Origin of the sequence: Pseudomonas sp. UBA6315, assembly GCF_002438125.1 — a bacterium.
Lineage (GTDB): Bacteria > Pseudomonadota > Gammaproteobacteria > Pseudomonadales > Pseudomonadaceae > Aquipseudomonas > Aquipseudomonas faucium.
Genome location: NZ_DJTF01000031.1, coordinates 8,380 through 20,163, shown reverse-complemented (window position 1 = coordinate 20,163; position 11,784 = coordinate 8,380). Strand labels below are relative to the sequence as shown.

The 11,784-nt window shown below is 64.3% G+C and carries 10 protein-coding genes; all 10 read left to right on the top strand.

Annotated elements, in window-relative coordinates; translation table 11 throughout:
* Positions 1 to 903: 16S rRNA (cytosine(1402)-N(4))-methyltransferase RsmH (rsmH, locus tag B3E94_RS03760; protein ID WP_286912370.1), on the top strand; the 903-nt coding region annotated here is incomplete at its 5' end.
* Positions 900 to 1,193: a cell division protein FtsL gene (ftsL, locus tag B3E94_RS03755; protein WP_027918002.1), complete on the top strand. Its 294-nt coding sequence runs from the start codon at positions 900 to 902 to the stop codon at positions 1,191 to 1,193. The genes rsmH and ftsL, both read left to right, overlap by 4 nt.
* A complete protein-coding gene (locus B3E94_RS03750; protein WP_192858710.1) occupies positions 1,193 to 2,926 on the top strand; it encodes a peptidoglycan D,D-transpeptidase FtsI family protein in 1,734 nt (577 codons plus the stop codon). The genes ftsL and B3E94_RS03750 overlap by 1 nt, the downstream gene beginning before the upstream one ends.
* Positions 2,923 to 4,413, top strand: a complete 1,491-nt coding sequence (locus B3E94_RS03745; RefSeq protein ID WP_414708131.1) for a UDP-N-acetylmuramoyl-L-alanyl-D-glutamate--2,6-diaminopimelate ligase — start codon at positions 2,923 to 2,925, stop codon at positions 4,411 to 4,413. Before B3E94_RS03750 ends, B3E94_RS03745 begins: the two co-directional genes overlap by 4 nt.
* Positions 4,406 to 5,773 carry a UDP-N-acetylmuramoyl-tripeptide--D-alanyl-D-alanine ligase gene (locus B3E94_RS03740; RefSeq protein ID WP_286912367.1) on the top strand — a complete coding sequence of 456 codons (1,368 nt, stop codon included), beginning with the start codon at positions 4,406 to 4,408 and terminating at the stop codon, positions 5,771 to 5,773. Before B3E94_RS03745 ends, B3E94_RS03740 begins: the two co-directional genes overlap by 8 nt.
* Entirely contained in the window at positions 5,773 to 6,855 is a 1,083-nt protein-coding gene (mraY, locus tag B3E94_RS03735; RefSeq protein WP_079226637.1) for a phospho-N-acetylmuramoyl-pentapeptide-transferase, read from the top strand. Before B3E94_RS03740 ends, mraY begins: the two co-directional genes overlap by 1 nt.
* Before the next feature lie 6 nt (positions 6,856 to 6,861).
* Positions 6,862 to 8,208: a UDP-N-acetylmuramoyl-L-alanine--D-glutamate ligase gene (gene murD / locus B3E94_RS03730; protein WP_079226638.1), complete on the top strand. Its 1,347-nt coding sequence runs from the start codon at positions 6,862 to 6,864 to the stop codon at positions 8,206 to 8,208.
* The gene (gene ftsW / locus B3E94_RS03725) at positions 8,205 to 9,419 is read left to right on the top strand and encodes a putative lipid II flippase FtsW (RefSeq protein ID WP_079226639.1); all 1,215 of its coding nucleotides are present in this window, start codon (positions 8,205 to 8,207) and stop codon (positions 9,417 to 9,419) included. Before murD ends, ftsW begins: the two co-directional genes overlap by 4 nt.
* Positions 9,409 to 10,488, top strand: a complete 1,080-nt coding sequence (murG, locus tag B3E94_RS03720; RefSeq protein ID WP_079226640.1) for an undecaprenyldiphospho-muramoylpentapeptide beta-N-acetylglucosaminyltransferase — start codon at positions 9,409 to 9,411, stop codon at positions 10,486 to 10,488. Before ftsW ends, murG begins: the two co-directional genes overlap by 11 nt.
* A partial coding sequence (murC, locus tag B3E94_RS03715) for a UDP-N-acetylmuramate--L-alanine ligase (protein ID WP_286912365.1) occupies positions 10,481 to 11,784 on the top strand: 1,304 nt, incomplete at its 3' end. The genes murG and murC, both read left to right, overlap by 8 nt.

Genomic DNA, 11,784 nt, shown 5'->3' with positions numbered 1-11,784 from the left:
GAAGCTGTCGAGGCATTGGCCCTGCGCGCCGACGGTTGCTATCTGGACGGCACCTTCGGGCGTGGCGGCCATAGCCGCCTGATTCTCAGCAAGCTCGGGCCGCAAGGGCGGCTGCTGGGCTTCGACAAAGATCCTCAAGCGATTGCCACCGGGCAAGCGCTGGCGGCCGAAGACGGCCGCTTTGTCATTGTGCAGCGCAGCTTTGCCGAGCTGGGCGCGGAAGTGGCCGAGCGCGGTCTGGACGGTAAAATCAGTGGCATCCTGCTGGACCTGGGCGTGTCCTCGCCGCAGCTGGATGACCCAGAGCGTGGCTTCAGCTTCCTCAACGATGGCCCGCTGGACATGCGCATGAACCCGGATCAGGGCATCAGCGCTGCCGAGTTCATCGCCACCGCACCGGTCGAGGAAATTGCCCGCGTCTTCAAGGAGTACGGCGAAGAGCGCTTTGCCGGGCGTATGGCGCGTGCCGTGGTCGAGCGCCGCGAGAAGCAGCCATTCACCCGCACCGCCGATCTGGCTGAAGTGCTCAAGGTTGCCAACCCCGCCTGGGAGAAGGGCAAGAACCCGGCGACCCGCGCCTTCCAGGGGTTGCGCATTCACGTCAACAACGAACTGGGTGACCTCGAGGCCGGCCTTGAAGCCGCGCTCGACGCACTGGAAGTGGGCGGCCGCCTGGCGGTCATCAGCTTCCACTCGCTGGAAGACCGCATCGTCAAGCTGTTCATGCGCAAGCTGGTCAAGGGCGAGGCCGACAACCTGCCACGCAACCTGCCGGTACAGCACAAGGTCTTCGAGCCGAAGATCAAGCTGATCGGCAAGGCCCAGTTTGCCTCCGAAGCCGAACTCAAGGCCAACCCGCGGTCGCGCAGCGCCGTGATGCGGGTGGCGGAGAAGCTTCGGTGAGCCGGCTATTTGCCAAACCTCTGCCAGGCGGAAGCTTCCTGATGCTTCTGCTGTTTGTCGGCGTGCTCGTTTCGGCGATCGCCGTGTCGTACAGCGCCCACTGGAATCGCCAGTTGCTCAACACCTTGTACGGCGAGCTCAACGAGCGGGACAAAGCTCAGGCCGAGTGGGGCCGGCTGATTCTCGAACAAAGTACCTGGACAGCCTCCAGCCGTATCGAGACCCTGGCCTCCGAGCAGCTGAAAATGCGCGTGCCGGCGGCTGACGAAGTGCGGATGGTGGCGCCATGATGAAGCTCGAAGGCGCACTCTACCCCTGGCGCTTCCGGGTAGTGATCGGTTTGCTGGCACTGATGGTCGGCGCGATCTGCTGGCGCATCATCGACCTGCAGGTCGTCGACCGCGACTTCCTCAAGGGCCAGGGCGATGCCCGCAGCCTGCGTCACATCCCCATCCCTGCGCACCGTGGTCTGATCACCGACCGTAACGGCGAGCCGCTGGCCGTCAGTACCCCGGTCACCACCTTGTGGGCCAACCCCAAGGAAATGCAGGCGGCCAAGGACCGCTGGCCACAGCTGGCCGCTGCTCTCGGGCAGAACGCCCAGCAACTGACCGAGCGCCTGACCCAGCAGGCCAACAAGGAATTCATCTACCTGGTCCGCGGCCTGACCCCGGAGCAGGGCCAGCACGTGCTCGACCTGAAGGTGCCGGGCGTGTATGGCCTGGAAGAATTCCGCCGCTTCTATCCGGCCGGTGACGTGACCGCGCACATGGTCGGCTTCACCGACCTCGACGACCACGGCCGTGAGGGCGTGGAGCTGGCCTACGATGAATGGCTGGCCGGTGTGCCCGGCAAACGGCAAGTGATCAAGGACCGGCGCGGCCGGTTGATCAAGGACATCCAGGTCACCAAGAACGCCAAGGCCGGCAAGACCTTGGCGTTGTCGATCGACCTGCGCCTGCAATACCTGGCCACCCGCGAACTGCGCAACGCGATTGCCGAGCAGGACGCCAAGGCTGGCAGCCTGGTGATCATGGACGTCAAGACCGGTGAGGTCCTGGCCATGGTCAACCAGCCGACCTACAACCCTAACAACCGTCGCAGCATGTTCCCGGCCGCTATGCGTAACCGGGCCATCATCGACGTGTTCGAGCCGGGTTCGACGGTGAAGCCGATCTCGATGAGTGCGGCGCTGCAGAGCGGCCGCTGGAAACCGACCGACAAGGTCGAGGTGTATCCAGGCAGCCTGCAGATCGGTCGCTACACCATCAAGGACGTGTCCAAGAGCGAGGGCCCGATCCTCGACTTGACCGGCATCCTGATCAACTCCTCCAACGTCGGTATGAGCAAGATTGCTTTCGATATCGGCGGTGAAGCCATCTACCGAGTGATGTCCCAGGTCGGCCTGGGCCAGTACACCGGTCTCGGCTTCCCGGGCGAACGTGTCGGCAACCTGCCCAACCACCGCGAGTGGCGCAAGGCTGAAACCGCGACCCTGTCCTACGGCTACGGTGTGTCTGTGACCGCCCTGCAGCTGGTGCACGCCTACGCGGCGCTGGCCAACGACGGCAAGATGGTGCCGTTGTCGATCCTCAAGGTCGACAAGGCGCCAGAAGCAGTGCAGGCCATCCCCAAGGAAACTGCAGAAACCATCCAGGGCATGCTGCAGCAGGTGATTGAAGCGCCACGCGGTGTGTTCCGTGCCCAGGTGCCGTTCTATCACGTGGCTGGCAAGTCCGGTACCGCCCGTAAGGCGACCGTCGGCTCCAAGGGTTACACCGAAAATGCCTACCGCTCGCTGTTCGCCGGCTTCGGCCCAATGAGCGACCCGCGCTACGCCATCGTCGTGGTCATCGACGAGCCGGGCAAGGGTGGCTACTTCGGCGGCCTGGTGTCGGCCCCCGTATTCAGCAAGGTCATGTCGGGCACTCTGCGCCTGATGAACGTGCCGCCAGACAACCTGCCGCCGCCTAGCGATCCGCAGCAGGCCAGTGCAGCACCCGCCAAGGGAGGGCGTGGATGATGACAATGCCATTGAGCAAGCTTTTCGCCCACGCCAGCCGCGATCCGCTGATCCGTGAACTGACCCTGGACAGCCGCGCCGTGCGTCCGGGCGACCTGTTCCTGGCCGTGCCGGGTGCCAAGGTCGATGGCCGTGACCATATCGCCGACGCCCTGGCCCGTGGTGCCGCCGCGGTGGCCTATGAAGAGCAGGGCGCCAGTGTGCTGCCGATCACCGATGTGCCGCTGATTCCGGTCAAAGGCCTGGTTTCGCAGCTTTCCCGCATCGCTGGCAGCTTCTATGGCGAGCCGAGCCGTCAGTTGAACCTGGTCGGTGTGACCGGCACCAACGGCAAGACCAGCGTCACCCAGTTGGTGGCTCAGGCGCTCGATGCGCTTGGCCAGCGTTGCGGCCTGATCGGCACATTGGGTACCGGTTTCTTCGGTGAGCTGCAGAGCGGCCGCTTGACCACGCCCGACCCGATCGCCGTGCAGTCGACCCTGTACGACCTCAAGAAGGCCGGCGCCAAGGCCGTGGCCATGGAGGTTTCCTCGCATGCCCTGGAGCAAGGGCGGGTCGCTGCGCTGGAATTCGATATCGCGGTGATGACCAATCTCTCCCGCGACCACCTCGACTACCACGGCAGCATGGAGGCCTACGAGGCCGCCAAGGCCAAGCTGTTCGCCTGGCCGAGCCTGCGTTGCCAGGTGGTCAACCTGGATGATGGCTTCGGTCGTCGCCTGGCCGAAGACTTTGCCCGCCGCCCGAGTGTCGATCATATCGAGACCCGGCTGCTCAGTTACAGCCTGGAAAACCCGGACGCTTCGCTGTTCTGCCGCGAAGCGGATTTCGATGATGATGGTGTACGTGCCATTCTTGTCACCGCCCAGGGCGAACGTACCCTGCGCAGCCAACTGCTGGGTCGCTTCAACCTGAGCAACATGCTCGCGGCGGTGGCCACGCTGCTGGCGCTGGACTACTCGCTGGACGAAATTCTCAAGGTTACACCTCAGCTGCAGGGCCCGGTTGGTCGCATGCAGCGCCTGGGCGGCGGCGACAAACCGCTGGTGGTGGTCGATTACGCCCATACCCCCGACGCGCTGGAAAAAGTCCTCGAAGCCTTGCGCCCACACGCCCATGGCCAACTGCTGTGCCTGTTCGGCTGTGGTGGCGACCGTGATCGCGGCAAGCGCCCGCTGATGGCCGAAGTGGCCGAGCGCCTGGCCGACCGCGTGCTGGTCACCGACGACAACCCGCGTACCGAAGACCCGCAAAGCATCTTCGCCGATATTCGCCCTGGTTTCGCCCAGCCTGCCGACGTCGAGTTCGTCGCTGGCCGCGGTGAGGCTATTGCTCGCCTTATCGCCACTGCCGCTGCCAATGACGTGATCGTCCTGGCCGGCAAGGGGCACGAGGACTACCAGGAGATCAATGGCGAGCGCCATGCTTTCTCCGACCTGATCGAAGCCGACAAGGCACTTGCAGCCTGGGAGGCTCCACATGCTTAAGCCCATGACCCTCAGTCAGTTGGCAGGCGCTTTGAATGCGCGCCTGGTCAGCGCCGACGCCAGCTTCACCGGTGTCAGCATCGACAGCCGCAGCGTCTCAGCCGGTCAACTGTTCGTAGCCCTGACCGGGCCGCGCTTCGATGGCCATGACTACCTGGCCGACGTGCAAGCCAAAGGTGCTGTCGCTGCGCTGGTCGAGCGTGAAATCGCCGATGTCGATCTGCCGCAGCTGCTGGTCGCCGACTGCCGTGTCGCACTGGGCCAGCTCGGTGCGCTGAACCGCGCCGCGTTCGACAAGCCGGTAGTCGCCATCACCGGTTCCAGTGGCAAGACCACGGTCAAGGAAATGCTCGCCAGCATCCTGCGCACGCGTGGCCTGGTTCACGCCACGCGTGGCAACCTGAACAACGACCTCGGTGCACCACTGACCTTGCTGGAAATCGCCCCGGAGCACAGCGCCGCGGTGATCGAGCTGGGCGCTTCGCGCATCGGCGAGATCCGCTACACCGTCGGGCTGACCCAGCCGCAGGTGGTGATCATCAATAACGCCGGTACTGCCCACGTTGGCGAGTTCGGTGGCCCTGAGAAGATCGTCGAAGCCAAGGGCGAAATCCTCGAAGGCCTGGGCGAGGGCGGCACCGCCATCCTCAACCTGGCTGACAAGGCGTTCGAGATCTGGCGCAAGCGCGCTGGCAACCACCGCATCTTCAGCTTCGCCCTGGCCAACCCGCAGGCTGACTTCCATGCCAGCGACATCGGTCGTGATGCCCGTGGTTGCCCGTCGTTCACGCTGCACGGCCCTGATGGCAGTGTGCCTGTGCAACTGAATCTGCTGGGTACTCACAACGTCAGCAACGCCTTGGCTGCCGCTGCCGCCGCCCATGCCGTTGGTCTGAGCCTGAGTGGCATTGCCGCCGGCCTCAACGCCGTGCAACCGGTCAAGGGCCGCACCGTGGCGCAAATCGCGCCGAACGGCGTACGAGTAATCGACGACAGCTACAACGCAAATCCCACCTCCATGTGTGCGGCCATTGATATACTCGCCGGCTTTTCCGGGCGCACCGTTCTGGTGCTTGGAGATATCGGCGAACTGGGCCAGTGGGCGGAAGAAGGCCATCGGCAGGTGGGTGATTACGCACGCGGCAAGGTTGACGCCGTGTATGCAACGGGTTCCAACATGAGTCATGCGGTCAAGGCGTTCGGCGCCAATGGCCGTCATTTCGCTACTCAAGCTGAGCTGATCGACGCCGTTCGCGCCGAAACCGCCAGCGACACCACTATCTTGATCAAGGGCTCGCGCAGCGCTGCGATGGAAAACGTCGTGGCTGCATTGTGCGGTGCCAGCGGGGAGAAACATTAATGCTGCTGCTGTTGGCTGAGTATCTGCAACAGTTCCACAAGGGCTTCGCGGTCTTCCAGTACCTGTCCCTGCGCGGGATTCTTGGTGTACTGACCGCGTTGTCGCTGGCGCTGTGGCTGGGGCCGTGGATGATCCGTACCCTGCAGATTCGCCAGATTGGTCAGGCTGTTCGTAACGACGGCCCGCAATCGCACCTGTCCAAGTCCGGTACCCCGACCATGGGGGGCGCACTGATCCTGTCTGCCATCGGCGTCAGCACGTTGCTGTGGGCCGACCTGTCCAACCGCTACGTCTGGACTGTGCTCATCGTCACCCTGTTGTTCGGTGCCATTGGCTGGGTCGACGACTACCGCAAGGTGATCGAAAAGAACTCGCGAGGCTTGCCGAGCCGCTGGAAGTACTTCTGGCAGTCGGTGTTCGGCCTTGGCGCGGCAGTGTTCCTGTACATGACCGCACCAACCAGCGTTGAAACCACCCTGATCGTGCCGTTCCTCAAGGACGTCACCATTCCGCTGGGTATCGGCTTCGTCGTCCTCACCTATTTCGTCATCGTTGGCTCCAGCAACGCGGTCAACCTGACTGACGGCCTCGATGGCCTGGCAATCATGCCAACCGTGATGGTTGGCGGTGCGCTGGGCATCTTCTGCTACCTGTCGGGTAACGTGAAGTTCGCCGAATACCTGCTGATCCCTTACGTGCCGGGCTCGGGCGAGCTGATTGTGTTCTGCGGCGCGTTGATCGGTGCCGGCCTGGGCTTCCTGTGGTTCAACACCTATCCGGCCCAGGTATTCATGGGCGACGTCGGCGCACTGGCGCTGGGCGCCGCCCTGGGTACCATCGCCGTGATCGTGCGCCAGGAAATCGTGCTGTTCATCATGGGCGGCATCTTCGTGATGGAAACCCTGTCGGTGGTGATCCAGGTCGCCTCGTTCAAGCTCACCGGCAAGCGCGTGTTCCGCATGGCGCCGATTCACCACCACTTTGAACTCAAGGGCTGGCCTGAGCCGCGCGTGATCGTCCGTTTCTGGATCATCACCGTGATTCTGGTGCTGATCGGCCTGGCAACCCTGAAACTGAGGTAGAAAAGCGTGTCATTGATCGCTTCCGACCAATTCCGCATCGTTGTCGGCCTCGGCAAGAGCGGCATGTCCCTGGTTCGCTTCCTGGCGAACCGGGGCATTGCCTTTGCGGTCGCCGACACCCGTGAGCAACCGCCGGAACTGGAAACCCTGCGCCGTGATTACCCGCAGGTGGAAGTGCGCTGTGGTGAACTGGACGTGGACTTCCTGTGCCGCGCCAACGAGCTGTACGTGAGCCCGGGGCTGGCCCTTGCTACCCCGGCCCTGCAGCAGGCGGCGGCGCGTGGTGTGCAGCTGTCTGGCGACATCGAGCTGTTCGCCCGCCATGCCAAGGCACCGATCGTGGCGATCAGCGGCTCCAACGCGAAAAGCACCGTCACCACCCTGGTTGGCGAAATGGCCGCCAAGGCCGGCAAACGTGTGGCCGTGGGCGGCAACCTGGGCACCCCGGCGCTGGACCTGCTGAGCGACGACGTCGAGCTGTATGTGCTGGAACTGTCGAGCTTCCAGCTGGAAACCACCGACCAGCTCAACGCCGAAGTCGCCACCGTGCTGAACATCAGCGAAGACCACATGGACCGCTACAGCGGCCTGCCGGCCTACCACTTGGCCAAGCACCGGATCTTCCGTGGTGCCCGTCAGGTCGTGGTCAATCGCCAGGATGCCCTGAGCCGGCCGCTGCCGGTAGAAGGCCGCCCATGCTTCACATTCGGCCTCAATCAGCCGGACTTCAAGGCTTTCGGCCTGCGTGAAGTGGATGGCGAGAAGTACCTGGCATACGAATTCGAGACACTGATGCCGGTGCGTGAGCTGAAGGTTCGCGGCGCCCACAACCAGAGCAACGCCCTGGCGGCCTTGGCCCTCGGCCATGCCGCCGGCCTGCCGTTCGCTCCAATGCTCGAAGCGCTGCGTGAGTTCAAGGGCCTGGCCCACCGCTGCCAGTGGATCCGTGAGCGCAATGCGGTCAACTGGTACGACGATTCCAAGGCCACCAACGTCGGTGCTGCGCTGGCGGCGATCGAAGGCCTGGGCGCGGACATCGAAGGCAAGCTGGTGCTGATCGCCGGTGGCGACGGCAAGGGCGCCGATTTCGCCGCACTGCGCGAGCCGGTCAAACGCTTCTGCCGCGCCGTGGTGTTGCTCGGCCGTGATGCTGAGCGCTTGGCCGAGGCCTTGGGCGATGACGTACCGCTGGTGCGGGTCAAGACCCTGGACGACGCCGTGCAGCAAAGCGCCGAACTGGCCGAGGCGGGCGATGCCGTGCTGCTGTCGCCGGCCTGCGCCAGCCTCGACATGTTCAAGAACTTTGAAGAACGCGGGCGCCTGTTCGCCCAGGCGGCGGGAGGGCTGGCATGATCTTCGGCATCCTCAAGCCGTACCCGTCGCCGCTGATCAGCGGCCGTGGCATCGACCTCGACTTCGCCATGCTGGCCGGTTGCCTGGCGCTGCTGGGCCTGGGCCTGGTGATGATCACCTCGGCCTCCTCGGAAGTGGCTGCGGTGCAGTCCGGCAACCCGCTCTATCACATGTTCCGCCATCTGGTGTACGTGTTCCTCGGCCTGGTGGCCTGTGGCGCGACCATGATGGTGCCGATTGCCACCTGGCAGCGCATGGGCTTCATGATGCTGATCGGTGCCTTTGGCCTGCTGGTGCTGGTGCTGGTGCCAGGTATCGGCCGCGAAGTGAACGGCTCGATGCGCTGGATCGGCTTCAGCTTCTTCAACGTCCAGCCGTCGGAGATCGCCAAGGTCTTCGTGGTCATCTACCTGGCCGGTTACCTGGTACGGCGCCAGACCGAGGTACGCGAAACCTGGATGGGCTTCTTCAAGCCGTTCATCGTGCTGCTGCCGATGGCCGCCCTGCTGCTGATGGAGCCGGACTTCGGTGCCACCGTGGTGATGATGGGGGCTGCCGCCGCGATGCTGTTCCTCGGCGGGGTGGGGCTGTTCCGCTTCAGCCTGATGGTGGTGCTGGCGGTGGCTGCAGTGTTCATCCTTGTGCAGGCACAGCCTTACCGGATGGCGCGTCTGATCACCTTTACCGACCCCTGGTCCGACCAGTTCGGTTCCGGCTACCAGCTGACCCAGGCACTGATCGCCTTCGGCCGCGGCGAGTGGCTGGGTGTTGGCCTGGGCAACAGCGTGCAGAAGCAGTTCTACCTGCCTGAAGCACATACTGACTTCGTGTTCTCGGTACTGGCCGAAGAGCTTGGCGTGGTCGGCTCGCTGGTGACCATCGCGCTGTTCGTCTTCGTCACCATTCGCGCGCTGTACATCGGCCTGTGGGCAGAGAAGGCCAAGCAGTTCTTCGCCGCCTATATGGCGTTCGGCCTGGCGTTCCTGTGGATCGGCCAGTTCCTGATCAATATCGGCGTGAACGTCGGCCTGCTGCCGACCAAGGGCCTGACCCTGCCGTTCCTCAGTTACGGCGGCTCATCGCTGGTTATCTGCTGTGCCTGCGTGGGCTTGCTGTTGCGCATCGAGTGGGAAAGTCGCACGCACCTGGGCAGCGAGGAGCACGAATTCAAAGAAAGTGATTTTGCCGAGGAGACCAATCATGGCCGCTGACGGCAAGAATGTACTGATCATGGCTGGCGGCACTGGGGGCCACGTGTTCCCGGCCCTGGCCTGCGCCCGGGAATTCCAGGCGCGCGGCTATACCGTGCACTGGCTGGGCACACCGCGCGGCATCGAGAACGAGCTGGTGCCGCAAGCTGGCCTGCCACTGCACCTGATCCAGGTCAGCGGCCTGCGTGGCAAGGGCAAGCTCTCGTTGCTCAAGGCGCCGTTCACCCTGGTCAAGGCGGTGCTCCAGGCGCGCCGTATCGTGCGCGAGCTCAAGCCCGTTTGCGTGGTCGGCTTCGGTGGCTACGTGACCGGCCCGGGCGGCGTTGCCGCACGGCTGTGTGGGGTGCCGCTGGTGATCCACGAGCAGAACGCTCGCGCCGGCACCACCAACCGCCTGCTGCTGCCACTGGCGGCGCGTGTCTGCGAAGCCTTCCCGGCGACCTTCGACGCCAGCGACAAGCTGCGTACCACCGGCAACCCGGTGCGCCCGGAGCTGTTCATGGATGCCCTGCGGGCCCCCCTGGCCGAGCGCCGCGCACGCCTGCTGGTGATGGGTGGCAGCCTGGGCGCGGAACCATTGAACAAATTGTTGCCTAAGGCCCTGTCCGAAGTGCCGGCGAACCTGCGCCCAGAGGTGTTCCACCAGGCCGGCAAGCACCATGCGCCAGCCACTGCCGAGCGTTACCGCGAGGCGGGTGTCGAAGCCCAGGTCGAGCCGTTCATCAAGGACATGGCCCATGCCTATGGCTGGGCCGATATCGTGGTCTGCCGGGCCGGTGCCCTGACCGTCAGCGAACTCGCGGCGGCGGGCCTGCCTTCGATGCTGGTGCCCTTGCCCCACGCGATCGACGACCACCAGACCCACAATGCCCAATATCTGGCCCGGGAAGGCGCAGCCTTCCTCATGCCACAAGCGACAACTGGCGCAGCGCAACTCGCTGAACGCCTGAACGAGGTGCTGATGCAACCCGAGAAACTCAACACCATGGCTGGCACCGCACGGCGCCTGGCCAAGCCTGCTGCAACCAGCACCGTGGTCGATATCTGCCTGGAGGTGGCCCATGGTTGAAAGCCAGAAAGCCATGCCCCAGCCGAAGATGGGCCGTATCAACCGCATCCACTTCGTCGGTATCGGCGGCGTGGGCATGTGCGGTATCGCTGAAGTGCTGCTGAACCTGGGCTACCAAGTGTCTGGTTCCGACCTCAAGGCGTCGCCGGTCACCGAGCGCCTGGAGTCGTTCGGCGCTGAAATCTTCGTCGGCCACCGTGCCGAGAACGCTGCCAACGCCGATGTGCTGGTGGTGTCCAGTGCGATCAACCCGGCCAACCCGGAAGTCGCCACTGCCCTGGAGCGTCGCATCCCTGTGGTGCCACGTGCCGAGATGCTTGCCGAGCTGATGCGCTATCGCCATGGCGTGGCGGTTGCCGGTACCCACGGCAAGACCACCACTACCAGCCTGCTGGCCTCGGTGTTCGCTGCCGGTGGCCTGGACCCGACCTTTGTCATCGGTGGTCGCCTGACCGCTGCCGGCACCAACGCGCAGTTGGGCACCAGCCGTTACCTGATTGCCGAAGCTGACGAAAGCGATGCCAGCTTCCTGCACCTGCAGCCGATGGTTGCCGTGGTCACAAACATCGATGCCGACCACATGGCGACCTACGAAGGCGACTTCAACAAGCTGAAGAAGACCTTCGTCGAGTTCCTGCACAACCTGCCGTTCTACGGCCTGGCCGTGATGTGCCTGGACGACCCGGTGGTGCGCGAGATCCTGCCGCAGGTCAAGCGCCCGACCGTCACCTACGGCTTCAGCGAAGAGGCCGACATCCGCGCCATCAACGTGCGCCAGAAGGGCATGCAGACCCACTTCACCGTGCTGCGCCGCGACCGCGAGCCGCTCGAGGTATCGGTGAACATGCCCGGCAACCACAACGTGCTCAACGCCTTGGCCACCATCGCCATCGCCACTGACGAAGGCATCAGCGATGAAGCCATCGTCCAGGGCCTGTCCGGCTTCCAGGGCGTCGGCCGCCGCTTCCAGGTATACGGCGAACTGCCGGTCGAAGGCGGCAGCGTGATGCTGGTCGACGACTACGGCCACCACCCGACCGAAGTGGCTGCGGTAATCAAGGCCGTGCGCGGTGGCTGGCCAAGCCGCCGTCTGGTGATCGTCTACCAGCCGCACCGCTACAGCCGTACCCGCGACCTGTACGACGATTTCGTCCAGGTACTGGGTGATGCCAACGTGCTGCTGCTGATGGAAGTCTACCCGGCCGGCGAAGAGCCGATCCCCGGTGCCGACAGCCGCCAGCTGTGCCACAGCATCCGCCAGCGCGGCAAGCTGGACCCGATCTACATCGAACGTGG